13 protein-coding genes are annotated in these 15,291 nt (G+C 68.7%); 5 read left to right on the top strand and 8 right to left on the bottom strand.

Annotation, left to right across the window (positions count from 1 at the left end; genetic code table 11):
* Window positions 1-3: 3 nt before the first annotated feature.
* Window positions 4-858 (bottom strand): DMT family transporter, encoded by an 855-nt coding sequence (locus tag EV672_RS14110; protein ID WP_133610311.1) that lies wholly within the window; start codon window positions 856-858, stop codon window positions 4-6.
* Window positions 859-1,914 (bottom strand): septal ring lytic transglycosylase RlpA family protein, encoded by a 1,056-nt coding sequence (locus EV672_RS14105; protein ID WP_133610309.1) that lies wholly within the window; start codon window positions 1,912-1,914, stop codon window positions 859-861.
* 146 nt (window positions 1,915-2,060) lie between these two features.
* Between EV672_RS14105 and pcaCD the strand changes: the two genes are divergently transcribed.
* From pcaCD to EV672_RS14090, 3 genes are all read left to right on the top strand, one after another.
* Window positions 2,061-3,320 (top strand): bifunctional 4-carboxymuconolactone decarboxylase/3-oxoadipate enol-lactonase PcaCD, encoded by a 1,260-nt coding sequence (gene pcaCD / locus EV672_RS14100; protein ID WP_133610307.1) that lies wholly within the window; start codon window positions 2,061-2,063, stop codon window positions 3,318-3,320.
* Between the two features lie 49 nt (window positions 3,321-3,369).
* Window positions 3,370-5,448: an ATP-dependent helicase gene (locus tag EV672_RS14095; RefSeq protein WP_133610305.1), complete on the top strand. Its 2,079-nt coding sequence runs from the start codon at window positions 3,370-3,372 to the stop codon at window positions 5,446-5,448.
* A 315-nt stretch (window positions 5,449-5,763) separates the two neighbouring features.
* Window positions 5,764-6,186: an OsmC family protein gene (locus tag EV672_RS14090; RefSeq protein WP_133610303.1), complete on the top strand. Its 423-nt coding sequence runs from the start codon at window positions 5,764-5,766 to the stop codon at window positions 6,184-6,186.
* Between the two features lie 24 nt (window positions 6,187-6,210).
* On the opposite strand, the gene coq7 is transcribed toward EV672_RS14090, so the two are convergent.
* The 6 genes from coq7 to EV672_RS14060 all read right to left on the bottom strand — a co-directional run bounded on the left by coq7 (window position 6,211) and on the right by EV672_RS14060 (window position 13,064).
* Window positions 6,211-6,930: a 2-polyprenyl-3-methyl-6-methoxy-1,4-benzoquinone monooxygenase gene (gene coq7, locus EV672_RS14085; protein ID WP_133610301.1), complete on the bottom strand. Its 720-nt coding sequence runs from the start codon at window positions 6,928-6,930 to the stop codon at window positions 6,211-6,213.
* Window positions 6,931-7,008: 78 nt separating this feature from the next.
* On the bottom strand, window positions 7,009-8,163 hold the full coding sequence (gene rodA / locus EV672_RS14080; RefSeq protein WP_133610300.1) for a rod shape-determining protein RodA: 1,155 nt from the start codon (window positions 8,161-8,163) through the stop codon (window positions 7,009-7,011).
* A complete protein-coding gene (gene mrdA, locus EV672_RS14075) occupies window positions 8,160-10,370 on the bottom strand; it encodes a penicillin-binding protein 2 (RefSeq protein WP_133610298.1) in 2,211 nt (736 codons plus the stop codon). The genes rodA and mrdA overlap by 4 nt, the downstream gene beginning before the upstream one ends.
* Window positions 10,371-10,398: 28 nt before the next feature.
* Window positions 10,399-10,914, bottom strand: coding sequence for a rod shape-determining protein MreD (mreD, locus tag EV672_RS14070; RefSeq protein WP_133610296.1), 516 nt, complete (start codon window positions 10,912-10,914; stop codon window positions 10,399-10,401).
* A complete protein-coding gene (gene mreC / locus EV672_RS14065) occupies window positions 10,911-11,915 on the bottom strand; it encodes a rod shape-determining protein MreC (RefSeq protein WP_133610294.1) in 1,005 nt (334 codons plus the stop codon). Before mreC ends, mreD begins: the two co-directional genes overlap by 4 nt.
* 105 nt (window positions 11,916-12,020) lie before the next feature.
* The gene (locus EV672_RS14060) at window positions 12,021-13,064 is read right to left on the bottom strand and encodes a rod shape-determining protein (protein ID WP_133610292.1); all 1,044 of its coding nucleotides are present in this window, start codon (window positions 13,062-13,064) and stop codon (window positions 12,021-12,023) included.
* A 352-nt stretch (window positions 13,065-13,416) separates the two neighbouring features.
* On the opposite strand from EV672_RS14060, the gene gatC reads away from it, so the two are divergent.
* Both gatC and EV672_RS14050 read left to right on the top strand, forming a co-directional pair.
* Window positions 13,417-13,716 carry an Asp-tRNA(Asn)/Glu-tRNA(Gln) amidotransferase subunit GatC gene (gene gatC / locus EV672_RS14055; RefSeq protein ID WP_133610291.1) on the top strand — a complete coding sequence of 100 codons (300 nt, stop codon included), beginning with the start codon at window positions 13,417-13,419 and terminating at the stop codon, window positions 13,714-13,716.
* A 5-nt stretch (window positions 13,717-13,721) separates the two neighbouring features.
* Window positions 13,722-15,272, top strand: coding sequence for an amidase (locus EV672_RS14050; protein ID WP_133610289.1), 1,551 nt, complete (start codon window positions 13,722-13,724; stop codon window positions 15,270-15,272).
* The last annotated feature ends 19 nt before the right edge of the window (window positions 15,273-15,291 follow it).

The raw sequence follows: 15,291 nt of genomic DNA, 5'->3' as shown, positions 1-15,291 counted from the left end.
CGCTCAGGCCTCGTCCCGCGTGGCCATCAAGGCCGCCAGCAGGATGAGGGCACCGCCGACCAGCACCACCGGGCGCAGGGTTTCGCCACCGAACCACACGGCCGAGCCCGAGGCGAACACGATCTCGGTGAGCATGACCACCGAGGTCAGGTGCACCGGGATCTGTGAAGCGCCGTACTGCATGGCCAGGTTGGCCGCGAAGAAGGCCACGCCCATGGCGCCGGCCAGCAGCAACCAGGCCCAGTCGAACGCCGGCCAGCCGGGGATGAGGCCCTGGGCCGACAAGGCCAGCCCGGCCAGCGCGGGCAGCCCCACCCCGCCGATGAACATGGCCAGGGCACGCTCGGCCGATGTGCGCTGCGCGGCGCGCCGCATCATCACGTTGGTCACGGCAAAGCCCAGGCCACCGACCAGGCCCAGCCAGTCGGCCTGGCCGTTGAAGCGCGGCCAGCCGCCATCTTCCGGGCGCAGCACCAGCAAGGCGCCGCCCAGGGCCAGCAACACGCGCACTGCCGCCATGGGCGTGATGCGCTCGCCCAGCAACCACCAGGCCAGACCCACGGCCCACAGCGGCATCAGGTAGAACAGCAGCACCACGCGCACCACCTCGCCGGTGGCGACGCCCCAGTTGAAAGCCGCGTTGGTGGCGCCTGTCGCCAGCGCCAGCACCCACAGCGTGGGCGTGCGCCACACGCCCGACCAGGCTTCGCGGCGCGTCACGCCCACGACGAGCACGCCCATCAAGAAGAACAACATCGTGGCCCACACCGCGTGCAGGCCCATGGCCTGCAACTGGCGCAAAGGCCACCAAGACAGCCCCCAGACGAAGGCATTGAACAGCAAACCCAGGTACGGCATTCAGCGTCGCTCGACCACCATCGGGTCCAGTTGCAGCGCGCGGCGCGCCTGGGCCGCGGCCGCCTGGGCCTCGGCGCGGGAGGTGTACGGCCCCGCCTGCAGTTTGAAGAAAGGCGGCTCGTGGAACACGGCCAGCATGGGCAGCAAGGCCTCGACCTGCTGGCCGATGCGCTGCTGCAGGCGGTCCACGCCCTCGCGCTTGCCCAGCGTGGCCAGTTGCACCCAAAAGCCCGTGGACGCAGGCGTGTGGGCGCGGCCACTCACGGGCACCGCGGCGGCGAGCGGGGCACTTGGCAAGGCAGGCCGGGTGGCCGCACGGGTGGCGAAATCGCCCATGGGGTCATCGCTGGGTGGCACGGCACTGGCGGTGACAGGGTCTGCGTCCAGCACCGTGCCGCGCTGCCAGGCCCCGGCGCGGATCTCGTCGAAGGTCAGGCGCGACAGCTCCACCTCGCCCGTGCCCGATGCCGCGATGTCCAGCTTGACGGCCGCCGCGTAACTCAGGTCGATGACGCGGCTGCCATGGAAGGGCCCGCGGTCGTTGACCCGCACGATGATTTCCTTGCCACTGCGCACACTGCGCACGCGCACGTAGCTCGGGATGGGCAAGGTCTTGTGGGCCGCGGTCAGGCCGTACATGCTGTAGAGCTCACCGCTGGCGGTGCGCCGACCATGGAATTTGTGACCGTACCAGGAGGCACCGCCGCGCTCGCGCCAAGGCACATCCGCGGCCAAGGGCTCGTAGGACTGACCCATGACGACGTAGGGCTTGTTCGGCCCGCCCGCGCGGATGGGCTCAACCTGCGGCACCGGGTCCGGTTGGCTGGCCAGCTCGGCCAGCGTGGGGGCAGCACCCTGCGGTGGCGGGCCGTCGCGGCCGGGCGGGCGCTCCGAGGCGCGCTCAGGCGCCCGGGCACCACCCGTGCCCCCCGGCCCCGAGGCGCAGCCGCCCAGGGCCAGCAAAGCCGCCATGCCGCAGGCCGCGGCCCAGGGGCCGAGCGAGCGCCACGGCCAGGAATGGCAGGGCAAACGGGTGGAAGATGTCCATGCGGGCATCCCCGCACCTTAACCCATGGTGGCGAGAAAACACGGCGCGATACCGTGCGACCTGGGCTGGCCAGGGCGCATCGGGCGGCACATCACGCGGCACATCACACGGCACAATGAAGGGCTGTCTGGCGCCACCCCTTGCTGAGCCCCCCATGTCATCCCAACCCACACCCGCCTTCGACCACGATTTTGAGCGCGGCATGCGCAACCGCCGTGCCGCCCTGGGCGATGCCTGGGTGGACCACTCGGTGGCCAAAGCCAACGCCTTCAACGCAGAGTTCCAGCACTACATCACCCAGTACGCCTGGCATGGTGCCTGGGGCCGTCCGGGCCTGGACTGGAAAACGCGCCGCGTCCTCGTGCTGGCCGTGACCAGTGCCCTGGGCCGCTGGGACGAATTCGAGATCCACCTGCGCGGCTCGCTCACGCCAGGCAATGCCCACACGCTGTCGGTCGAGGAAGTCCGCGAGGCGCTCATCCAGATCGCCATCTACGCCGGCGTGCCCGCGGCCAACACCGGCTTCGCCAAGGCCCTGGCCGTGATGCGCGAACTCGGCATCGAGCCGCCACCCCGCCCCGCCGACCAGTGCTGGCACACCGGTGTGGGCCGATCCGTCTTCACCTCGACGCGGCCCAAGCTGCACGCCACCGTGCGCGAAGCCCGCAACGGCGAGGCGGCCCACACCATCGTGCTCAGCCACGCCCTCGGCCAGGACGGCTCGATGTGGGACGTGGTGGCCAACGAACTGGCCGGCACCTGCCGCGTGATTTGCCCCGACACCCGCGGCCATGGTCGCTCGCAGATCCCGTCCGAGCCGCTGTCCATGACCGAACTGGCCGCCGACGCCGCTCGCCTGATCGACGAACTCGCCTGCGGCGAACCGGTGATCTGGGTGGGCCTGTCGATGGGCGGGCTGATCGGTCAGGAGCTGGCCCTGCGCTTCCCCGACAAGGTCAAGGCGCTCGTGCTGGCCAACACCACCAGCGCCTACAACCCGGCCGGTCGCGAAGCCATCGCGCAGCGCATCGCCACGGTCGAATCCCACGGCATGCAGGCCGTCAGCACGCCGACCATGGCGCGCTTTTTCAGCGCCGCCTTCCGCGAAGCCCAGCCCGCCACGGTGGCCCGCCACCAGCGCCTGCTGGAAGCCACCGACCCCGAGGGCTACACCGCCTGCGCCGCCGCCCTGTGCGAGGCCGACTTCAGCGGCAAGCTCCAGCACATCCGCGTGCCCACGCTGGTGGTGGCCGGCAGCCAGGACGACAGCACACCGGTGGATGTGGCCATGACGCTGGCGCGCAGCATCCCCCGCGCCGAGATGGTGACGCTGCAAGGCTGTGCCCACCTCAGCGCCGTCGAACAACCCCATGCGTTCGCCGAGGTGCTGGGCGAATTCGTCGCCAGCATCTGACCCCGCCAGCCACGCCACGTCCAGCACGCCCCGCCCAGTTCCTGCCCCGATGTCCGTCCCCACCATGAACCCCGCCCAGATGGCGGCTGTGCAGCACCTCGACAGCCCCTGCCTGGTGCTGGCCGGCGCCGGCTCGGGCAAGACGCGCGTCATCACGCACAAAATCGCGCGGCTGCTGCTGCCGGGTGACGGCGCCGACCTCGCCCCCTCGCAGATCGGCGCCATCACCTTCACCAACAAGGCCGCCGCGGAAATGCGCGACCGGGTCAAGGCCCTGATCGGCGCCAAGGCCGCGTCCAAGCTGCTGGTCTGCACCTTCCACTCGCTGGGCGTGCGCCTGCTGCGCGAAGACGGCGAGGCGCTGGGCCTCAAGCCCAAGTTCTCCATCCTCGACAGCGACGACGTCACCAGCATCCTGCGGGATGCCGGCGCCACCACCGACGCCAAATTGGCGCGCAGCTGGCAGTGGCAGATCAGCCTGTGGAAGAACATGGGCCTGGACAGCGCCGCCGCGATCAGCCAGGCCGCCACCGACGACGAGGCCCTGACGGCGCGCATCATGAAGCTGTACGAGGAGCGCCTGCTGGCCTACCAGGCGGTGGACTTCGACGACCTCATCGGCCTGCCGCTGCGGCTGCTGTCCGAGCACCCGCACGTGGCGCAAAAATGGCAACGCCAGCTCAAGCACGTGCTGGTGGACGAGTACCAGGACACGAACGCCACCCAGTACGAGCTGCTCAAGCTGCTGGTGGGGCCGCAAGGCATCTTCACCGCCGTGGGCGACGACGACCAGTCCATCTATGGCTGGCGCGGCGCCACGCTCGACAATTTGAAGCGCCTGCCGCAGGACTACCCCAACCTCAAGGTCATCCCGCTGGAGCAGAACTACCGCTCCACCAGCGCCATCCTGCGCGCGGCCAACAACGTCATCCAGCTCAACCCCAAGCTCTTCCCGAAGACGCTGTGGTCCGACCTGGGCGAGGGCGAGCCCGTCAAGGTGGCCGAGTGCGACAACGAGGAGCACGAGGCCGAGCGCGCCGTGGGCCGCCTCAACGCCATCCACGCCGGCCTGGTCAGCAGCGGCCAGAACGCCGACTGGCACAACTTCGCCATCCTCTACCGCGCCAACCACCAGGCCCGACCCTTCGAGCAGGCGCTGCGCAAGGCCAACATCCCCTACAAGGTCTCGGGCGGACAGAGCTTCTTCGACCGCGCCGAAATCAAGGACCTCTGCGCCTGGCTGCGCCTGCTGCTCAACAACGACGACGACCCGGCCTTCCTGCGCGCCGTGACCACGCCCAAACGCGGCATCGGCCACCAGACCCTGGCCACGCTCGGTGAGTTCGCCGGCAAGTGGAAGGTCAGCCTGTTCGAGGCCCTGTTCGCCGAGTCGCTGGGTTCGGTGCTCAACCAGCGGGCGCTCGATGGCCTGCACGAGTTCGGTCGCTACATCAACGACTTCGAATACAAAGCCCGCCAGACCTTCGGCAGCGAAGGCGCCAAAGAGATGCTGCTGGCCTGGCTCAAAGACATCGGCTACGAGCAGCACCTGCACGACAACGAAGAAAACGAGAAGGTCGCGGCGGCCCGCTGGTCCAACGTGATGGACTTCATTGACTGGGTGGCCAAGCGCTGCGGCGGCGACATCGACACCGACGGCGGCATGACCACCGAGACCGAGCGCCGCAGCGTCATCGAAGTGGCCCAGACCATCGCGCTGATCACCTCGCTGGCCGAGCGCGACTCGGACCAGAACGCCGTGGTGCTGTCCACCCTGCACGCCTCCAAGGGCCTGGAGTGGCCGCACGTGGTGCTGGCGGGCGTCAACGAAGGGGTGCTGCCGTTCTCCCGCGAGGAGGGCGAGATCCCGCCCGGGCAGATCGAGGAAGAGCGCCGCCTGATGTACGTCGGCATCACCCGCGCGCGCCTGAGTTTGAGCGTCAGCGTGCTCAAGCGCCGCAAAAAAGGCCGCGAGTACGTCCAGGCCGTGCCCAGCCGCTTCGTCGCCGAGATGAAGCTCCACGAGGGCGCGGTGCGCGAAGACCCGCGCGAGAAGCTGCGCCGGCTGCGCGAGGAAATGGCCGCCAAGGCCAGCGCACGCAGCGCCCTGCCCGATCCCACCGCCTGATTTCCCTGACCCGAAGCGAAAGTGGGCACCCACTCACTTGGCAATCTTTGTGGACGCTGCCGGGCGGCGCGCAAAAAAAAGCCCGAGCGCAGTGCCTCGGGCTGGGAATCCTTCGAACAGCAAGTTGCTGAACAGGCGTGGAGATGACAAACAAAACAAGCCCCTGTAGGACACAGCTGGTTGCAATAAGTTCCGGGCCCCACGAAAATTTTTCTGCCCCCGCCCGAGACCGACGCGGATCCGGCGCGCGCGGCACAATCCGGGCTCGGACCGATCGATCGGATCGCCTTTTTTTCTTGCGCAGGACACCGCATCATGGAATGCACCATCCACTGGCAGCCGGCCTCCGGCATGGCCTTCATGGCCGAAACCGGCAGCGGCCACATCATCAACATGGATGGCGCCCCGGACGGCGGCGGCCGCAACCTGGCGCCCCGGCCCATGGAAACCGTGCTGGCCGGCACCGGTGGCTGCACCGCCTATGACGTGGTGCTCATCCTCAAACGCGGTCGCCACGACGTGCGCGGCTGCCAGGTCAAGCTCACCGCCGACCGCGCCGAGGTGGACCCGAAAGTCTTCACCAAAATCAACATGCACTTCGTCGTGACCGGCGTGAACCTGACGGAGACCGCCGTGGCGCGGGCCATCCAGATGTCGCACGAGAAGTACTGCTCGGCCAGCATCATGATCGGCAAGACCGCCGAAATCACCACCAGCTTCGAGATCGTGGCGGCCTGATCCGCAGCCCTGGCCTGCCAGGGATCAGATGCGGTGGGCGGTGGCCGTCATGACCTTGGCGACCAGCTTCATCAAGCCGCGCACCGGGGCCGGCAGGGGCAAGCCACCGGCTTTCTCGGCGGCATCAGCGTGGGCGACTTCGTCGTCGCGCATCTGCGCCACGATGGCCCGCGAGGCCTGGTCGGCGGCGGGCAGGCGGTCCATGTGCTCGTTGAGGTGGGCCTCGACCTGGCGTTCGGTTTCGACCACGAAGCCCAGGCTGTGGCGGTCGCCCGCGCGCGCAGCGATCAGGCCGATGGCGAAGGAGCCCGCGTACCACAGCGGGTTGAGCAGGCTGGTGCGCCCGCCCAGCTCTTTCAGGCGCTGCTCCGTCCAGGCGAGGTGGTCCACCTCTTCGCGGGCCGCGGCCTCGAACTGCGCTTTCAGCAGCGGGTCGCGCGTGCCCCAGGATTGCGAGGCGTACAGCGCCTGCGCGCAGACCTCGCCCACGTGGTTGACGCGCATCAGTGCGGCGGACAGGCGCTTGTCTTCGGGGCTGAGGACGGCATCGCCCTCGTCCGCGCCCAAGGCGTCGCTCGCCACCACCGGCTTCGGGCAGGGGCGCGCGGCCACGTGCTCGCCGAAGGCGGCGCGCAAGGCGGTGTCCAGCGCGATGATCAAGCGGTCGCGGCCGTCGTGCTGGATGGCGGATGGCGCAGCGCCGGGTGGCAGCGCGGTGAGCGTGGGGTGGGCAGCGGTGTCCATGGGCGCGATGTTAGCGCCACCGCGTGACGCCGCGCTTGCGGTGCATCACCCTTGCATCGGCACAGGCGCGGGCGCCCGTCACCTTTGCATCAGGCCGCGGCTCTTGGCGATCGACATCAGCATGCCCAGCGCCAGTCCCAGCGTGACCATGGCCGTGCCGCCGTAGCTGATGAAGGGCAGCGGCACCCCCACCACCGGCAGGATGCCGCTGACCATGCCCATGTTGACGAAGGCATAGGTGAAAAAGCTCAGCGACAGGCTGCCCGCCAGCAGGCGCGAGAACAGCGTCGGCGCCTGCGCCGCGATGACCAGGCCGCGAAAGATCAGCGCCAGGAAGCCCGCCATGAGCAGCAGGTTGCCCACGAGGCCGTGCTCTTCGGAGTAGGCCGCGAAGACGAAATCGGTCGTGCGCTCGGGAATGAACTCCAGATGCGTCTGCGTGCCCTGCATGAAGCCTTTGCCCGTGACGCCGCCCGAGCCGATGGCGATCATGCCCTGGATGATGTGGAAGCCCTTGCCCAGCGGGTCGGTGGTCGGGTCGAGCAGTGTGCAGACGCGGTTCTTCTGGTAGTCGTGCAGGCCCACCCACTTCACGCCCGGCTGACACAGATCGCCCTGGTAGCTGACGATCAGTGTGATGCCGATGGCGCCGGCCAGCAGCACCGGCAGGATGAGGCGCCAGTTCAGGCCCGCGAAGAAGATGACGTACAGCCCCGACGACAACACCAACAGCGACGTGCCCAGGTCCGGCTGCTTGAGCACCAGCGCCACCGGCACCAGAAGCAGACCGCAGGCCACGGCGAAATCCAGCGGGCGCAACTGCCCCTCACGGCGCTGGAACCACCAGGCCAGCATCAGCGGTGCGGCGATTTTCATCACCTCGGAGGGCTGGATGACCAGCCCCAAGTTGAGCCAGCGGGTGGCGCCCTTCTTGGTCAGCCCGAACAGGGCGGTCGCCACCAGCAGCAGCACGCCCACGGTGTACACCGGCACGGCCAGGGCCATCAGGCGCTGAGGCGGCACCTGCGCCACCAGGAAGAGCACGCCCGCGGCCAGCAGCATGTTGCGAGCCTGGTCGAAAAAGCGCGAGCCGTTGTCAAAGCCAACAGAGTACATGTTGACCAGGCCCAGCCCGCACAGGAAAGCGACGATGAACACCAGCGGCAGGTCGAAGCCCTGAAAGACGGGCTGGATGCGCTGCCAGGGAGAGGGCTTGTCGAAGGCGACGTTCATGGCTGCTCCCGGGAGGCGGACGGCGTGAGCGGCAAGGCCGCGGCGGGCGGTGTGGGGCGCGATGGGGCGGGTGGCGGTTGAGGCAATGGCTGCGGCAATGGCTGCGGCGCGCGGGGTGTCGCCACCGCAGGGGCCGACGCCGAGGACGCGGCAGAAGCTGCCGATGCAGCGGCAGCACTGGCAGCACTGGCAGCGCCCGCCGCACCCGCAGCGCTGGCCGCATCCGGCACCCCGGGCACGTCGGCACCGAAGGCGTCCAGGCCGCGCGGCAAAGGCATGGCCGAAGCCTTGCGCGGCGTGCCCACCGGCGCGACGCCCTTGCCCACCTGCACCAGGGCGATGTCTTCCTCGCTGGGGTAGGTGTCGGTCAACAGGTAGTCCAGCACCCGGCGGGCGATGGGCGCGGCCGACATCGAGCCAAAGCCCGCGTTCTCGACGATGACGGCCAGGGCCACGCGCGGCTTGTCCGTGGGGGCGAAGGCTTCGTAAAGCGAATGGTCGCGCTTGTACTCGTCCACCTTGGATGCCACGTACTTCTCGTTCTGCCGCAGGCCCACGGCCTGGGCCGTGCCCGTCTTGCCACCGCTCTGGTAGGCGGCGCCTGCGAACACGCGCGTGCCGGTGCCCTCCTGCGTCACGCCGAACATGGCTTCGCGGATGAAGGCCGTGTGCTCGGGCTTGTAAACCACCGGCGCGAGGGCCTCGTTGGTCGTCATCTGCCGCTCGCGCGTCACGACGTTCTCGATCTCGCGCACCACCCGAGGCTGGAAGCGCTGGCCATCGCTGGCCACGGTCGCCATCGCGGTGGCCAGTTGCAGCATCGTGAAGGTGTTGTAGCCCTGGCCGATGCCGAGCGAAATCGTCTCGCCGGCGTACCAGCGCTTCATCTCCGGACGCTTGTAAGCCCGGCGCTTCCACTCGGTGGAGGGCAGGATGCCGGTGACCTCGCCCTTGAGGTCGATGCCGGTCAGACGCCCGAAGCCCAGTGGCGCCATCTGGTCGTGGATGGTGTCCACGCCGAGCTCGTTGGCCAGCGAGTAGAAATAGACGTTGGACGATTCAACGATGGCGCGCCGCATGTTCATCGCGCCACCGCGCTCGTTCTCCGGGCTGCGGAACTTGTGGCCGCCGAACATGAACACCCCGCTGTCCATGACGATGGTGTTGGGGTTGCGCTTGCCGGTGTTGAGCGCCGCCAGGGCCATGAAGGGCTTGTAGGTCGAGCCCGGGGGGTAGGTGCCGCGCAGGGCCCGGTTCAGCAGGGGTTTGTCAGCCGATTCGTTGAGCTCTTTCCAGTTCTCGACGTCGATGCCATCCACGAACAGGTTGGGGTCGAAGGTCGGCTTGGACACGAAAGCCAGCACCTCGCCATTGCGCGGGTCGATGGCCACCAGCGCGCCGCGGCGGTCACCGAACAGGCGCTCGATCAGGGCCTGCAGCTTGATGTCGATGGACAGGTGCACCGTGTTGCCCGGGGTGGCCGGGTTGGAGCGCAAACGCCGCACCGCGCGGCCACCCGCGCTGGTCTCGACCTGCTCGAAGCCGGTGATGCCGTGCAGCTCGCGCTCGTAGCTCTGCTCGATGCCCAGCTTGCCGATGTACTCGGTGCCGCGGTAGTTGGCCTGGTCCTCGTCGGGCCAGTCTTCCATGGCCTCGGCTTCGCGCTGGTTGATGCGCCCGATGTAGCCCAGCACGTGGCTGGCCAGCTCGCCATAGGGGTAGTGGCGGAACAGGCGCGCCTGGATATCGACTCCCGGAAAGCGGTAGCGCTGCGCGGTGAAGCGGGCCACTTCCTTGTCGGTCAGGCGCGTGCGGATGGGGATGGACTCGAAGCTCTTGGACTCTTCCCGCAGGCGCTTGAAGCGGCGGCGGTCGCGCACCTGGATGTCCACGATGCGGGCCAGCTCGTCGATGGTGGCCTCCACGTCGTCCACCTTGGAAGGCGTGATCTCCAGCGTGTAGGCCGAGTAGTTGTTGGCCAGCACCACGCCGTTGCGGTCAACGATGAGGCCGCGGTTGGGCACGATGGGCACCACCGCCGTGCGGTTGTTTTCGGCGCGCGCGGCCAGGTCTTCGTGACGCTGGATCTGCAGCACCGTCAGGCGGAAGACCAGCAGACCGAAGCAGAACAGCACGAAGCCTGCCGCGGCCCACAGGCGGGCACGGAAGCGTCCGAGTTCCTGTTCGAGGTTCTTGAGCTCGGTCATGGCGGGTGCTGCGCGGTGGGCCTGAGCCTCACAGCGGACGGTTCTTGTCGCGGTCGGGCGGACGGCGTTGCGGCGCCAGCAGCATGAAGTTGGCCACCGGCCACAGCAATGCCTCCAGCAAGGGCGCCAGCGTCAGGCTCCAGCCCGGGAAGCTCGCACCCGCGGCCATGCGCACCAGCAGGGACACGGCGTGCGCGGCCACGAACAGGGGCACGATCTGCACGGCCTGCGAGCCCACCGTGAACCACAGCAGTCGGCGGTGCACGGTGATGGCGAAGAAGCTCAGCAAGGTGTAGGACAGCGCGTGCTGACCGAGCAGCGCGCCCTGGTGCACGTCCATGATCAGACCGAAGACGAAAGCGGCGCCCACGCCCACGCGGCGCGGCTGGTGCACGTTCCAGAACACCACGGCCACGGCCAGGAAGTCCGGCACGCCCGGCCAGCGCCCCCAGGGCAGGATGTTGAGCGCCATGGCCAGCAGCAGGGACACCCAGATGAACACCGGGTTGACCGGCATCAGCAGCTCGTTGCCACGCGGCATCATGGGCGGGCTCCCGAGGTGGCTGCCGAGGTGACTCCCGAGGCGGTAGCGGGTGACTTGCTGCCACCGTGGTGGACACCCTTGCCGTGGCGGCCCTTGTCTTCGGCGACCGAGGCCGCACCGGAGGCCGCATCGGCCGGGCGCTCCGGCATCTGGCTGGAGGCCGGCTGCAGCAGCAGCACGTGGCGGGTGCTGTCCGGGCTGCTCAGGGGCGTCAGCACGATGCGCGCGAAGGCCGAGTCGGCGCGGCGGTCCACGCTGCTGACCTTGGCCACCGGCAGGCCGGCCGGATAAACGCCATCGAGGCCGGAGGTCTGCAAGGTGTCGCCCACCTGCACATCGGCGTTGCCAGCCATGAAGCGCAGCTCCATGCCGCGCGCCTGGGCGGTGCCGTAGGCCACGCCGCGCTGTTGCGTGCGCACATTGACCACGGGCACGGCCGCGTCCTTGTCGGTCACCAGCGTCACCTCGGACGTGAGCGGGTACACGCGCGTGACCTGGCCCAGCACGCCGGTTTCATCGACCACGGGCGAGCCCAGCACCACGCCCTGGTTGCCGCCATGGTCGATCACGACCTTGCGGGTGAAGGGGTCCTGGGTGTCGTAGAGGATTTCGGCCGAGGACGTGGCCACCTCGATGCGCGGGCGCAGCGTCAGCAAGGCGCGCAGGCGGGCGTTCTCGCGGGCGAGCTCTTCCATGCGCATCACGCGCTCGGCCTGGGTCGTGACCAGGTGCTGCGCGCGGGCCTGCACGGCGCGGGCCTCGTCCATGCCGGCGAAGTAATGCAGGAGTTGGTCCCAAGCGCGTGACGGCGCCAGCAAGGCCTGCTGCACCGGGTTGAGCACCGTGGCCACGGCGGCACGCGCGGGCTGCGTCATGTTCCAGCGCGCGTCGGCCACCATCAGGAAGATGGCCAGGGCGGCAAAAAACATCAGGCGTGTGAAGGCCGACGGCCCCTGCTTGAAGAAGGGGGGCGGGGTGCGGTCCAGCGTGGCCAGTGGCATGGTGGGCGGTTCAGCTCCGAAGCATCAGACGCCGCACGAGCAGGGGAAGGGCTCGTTCGCCCGCCACCCCGCTCGCGCCAAGGGGATTGTGACGGCTTGTTCGGCTTATTCCGACGTGAAGATGCTGCCCAGGCGCTCCATGCGCTCCAGGGCCATGCCGCAACCGCGCACCACGCAGGTCAGCGGGTCTTCGGCCACCAGCACGGGCAGGCCGGTTTCTTCGGCCAGCAGGCGGTCCAGGTCACGCAGCAGAGCGCCGCCACCGGTCAACATCATGCCGCGCTCGGCGATGTCGGCACCCAACTCCGGCGGGGTCTGCTCCAGCGCGTTCTTGACGGCAGACACGATCTGGTTGAGCGGGTCGGTCAGGGCCTCCAGGATCTCGTTGGACGAGATCGTGAAGCTGCGCGGCACGCCTTCGCTCAGGTTGCGGCCCTTGACTTCCATCTCCTTGACCTCGGAGCCCGGGAAGGCCGAACCGATGTGCTTCTTGATGGCCTCGGCCGTAGGCTCGCCGATCAGCATGCCGTAGTTGCGGCGGATGTAGTTGATGATGCTCTCGTCGAACTTGTCACCGCCGACGCGCACAGAGCCCTTGTAAACCATGCCGCCCAGCGAGATCACGCCGACTTCGGTCGTGCCGCCGCCGATGTCCACCACCATGGAGCCCGATGCTTCCGACACCGGCAGGCCGGCACCGATGGCCGCGGCCATGGGTTCTTCGATCAGGTAAACCTCGGAGGCGCCAGCGCCCAGGGCCGATTCGCGGATGGCGCGGCGCTCGACCTGGGTGGAGCCGCAGGGCACGCAGATGATGATGCGCGGCGACGGCTTCAACACCGAGCGCGGGTGCACCATCTTGATGAACTGCTTGAGCATCTGCTCGGTGACGGTGAAGTCGGCGATCACGCCGTCCTTCATCGGGCGGATGGCCTCGATGTTGCCAGGCACCTTGCCCAGCATGGCCTTGGCCTCGGAGCCCACCGCCTGGATGGTCTTCTTGCCGTTGGGGCCGCCTTCGTGGCGGATCGAGACCACCGAGGGCTCGTCCAGGACGATGCCCTTGTCACGCACATAAATGAGCGTGTTGGCCGTGCCCAGGTCGATGGCCAGGTCGGTGGAAAAATACTTGCGGAACATGGAATACATGCAATGGCGCTCCGGCTGCGGGCGGAGGTCGGCACCTGCGGGCGAGGTGCGGAAGAACTCACGCACAAAACACCCAACCAGCCAACCCGATGGGCCCGTGTGGCCTTTTGAAATCTGACGACGAAAGTGACGACGGAATCTGACGACGAAACGGGACCCGGACCAGGCCCACTGGCGACCTCGCAGCCGAAGCTGCGCGTCATGAACTCTCCCCGCTTCTGGCAGCACCTGCGACAACCCTGGTCGGGCCGAGCACCGCTGCCACAAAGACTTGTGGATAACCTAAGATAATACCGCAAGGTCTCCCCGTTTCCGGGGTTGCACCAACCGACTGTTACCCCTGGATGAACCCATGGCCCTGACCCCCACGGAAGTCAGCCGCATCGCCCAGTTGGCGCGCCTTGAATTGCGCGACGACGAGCAGGCTGCGATGCTGACCCAGCTCAACGAATTCTTCGCCATCGTCGAGAAGATGCGCGCCATCGACACCTCGGGCGTCGAGCCCCTGTACACCCCGCTGTCGGCCATCGAGGACGTCACCCTGCGCCTGCGGGAAGACACCGTCACCGAAGGCGACAACCGCGAAGCCAACATGGCCAACGCCCCGGCCCGCGACGAAGGCCTGTTCCTGGTGCCCAAGGTGATCGAATGAGTGCCATGACCGCCCTGCCCCTGCACGACCTGACCCTGGCCCAGCAAAGCCAGGCGCTGAACGCCGGCCAGACCACCTCGGTGGCCCTGACCCAGCACGCCCTGGACCGCATCGCCGCGCACGCCGACCTCGGCGCCTTCCTGCACGTGGACGCCGATGGCGCACTGGCCGCCGCCGCCGCCGCCGACGCCCGCCGCGCCGCCGGTCAAGCCCTCGGCCCGCTGGACGGCGTGCCCATCGCGCACAAGGACATCTTCGTCACGCAAGGCCTGCCCACCACCGCGGCCTCGAAAATGCTCAAGGGCTACCAGAGCCCCTTCGACGCCACCGTGGTGGCCCAGCTCAAGGCCGCTGGCGTGGTCAACGTGGGCAAGCTCAACTGCGACGAATTCGCCATGGGCGGCGCCAACGAGAACTCGGCCTACGCCAAGGCCCGCAACCCCTGGGACACCGGCCGCATCCCCGGCGGCTCCTCGGGCGGCTCGGCCGTGGCCGTGGCCGCGCGCCTGGTGTCGGCCACCACCGGCACCGACACCGGCGGCTCGATCCGCCAGCCCGCGGCGCTCACCGGCATCACCGGCATCAAGCCCACTTACGGCCGCTGCTCGCGTTTCGGCATGATCGCCTTCGCCTCGTCGCTGGACCAAGCCGGCCCCATGGCCCGCACCGCCGAAGACTGCGCCCTGATGCTGGACGCGATGAGCGGCTTCGACGAGCGCGACGCCACCAGCGCCGAGCAGGTCCGCCTGCACGACGGCACCCTGGCGGCCAACCGCCCCGGCGTGATCGGCCGGGAACTGGCTGCGCTGTCGCTGGCGGCCCAACTCGCCGACAAGGCCCACCCGCTGGCCGGCCTGCGCGTGGGCGTCCCGAAGGAGTTCTTCGGTGAAGGCGTGAGCGCCGACGTGCTGGCCGCCACGCGCGCCGCGCTGGCGCAGCTCGAAGCCCTGGGCGCCACGCTGGTTGACGTCAGCCTGCCGCGCACCGAGCTGTCCATCCCCGTGTACTACATCATCGCGCCGGCCGAGGCCTCGTCCAACCTGAGCCGCTTCGATGGCGTCAAGTTCGGCCACCGCGCGCAGAAGTACAGCGACCTCAACGACATGTACCGCAAGACGCGCGCCGAAGGCTTCGGGCCCGAGGTCAAGCGCCGCATCATGATCGGCGCCTATGTGCTGAGCCACGGCTACTACGATGCCTACTACCTGCAGGCCCAGAAGCTGCGCCGCATGATCGCCGACGACTTCCAGGCCGCGTTCCAGGTGTGCGACGTGATCGCCGGGCCGGTGGCCCCCACGGTGGCCCGCGAGATTGGCTCGCAGACCGACCCGCTGCAGGAATACCTCGCCGACATCTTCACCCTGCCCGCCTCCCTGGCCGGCCTGCCGGGCATGAGCGTGCCCTGCGGCTTCAGCGACAGCGGGCTGCAGCGCCCCTTGCCCATTGGCCTGCAGCTGATCGGCAACTACTGGCAGGAGGCCCGGCTGCTGCACGCGGGCCAAGCCTTCCAGCAGGCCACCGACTGGCACCAGCGCCAGCCCACGGCCCAGGCCTGATGGCCTGAGCGTTGACGAA

Origin of the sequence: Aquabacterium commune (assembly GCF_004362855.1) — a bacterium.
Classification (GTDB): domain Bacteria; phylum Pseudomonadota; class Gammaproteobacteria; order Burkholderiales; family Burkholderiaceae_C; genus Aquabacterium; species Aquabacterium commune.
Note: the sequence above shows the minus strand (reverse complement) of the source record. Positions and strands in the feature narration are given on the sequence as shown.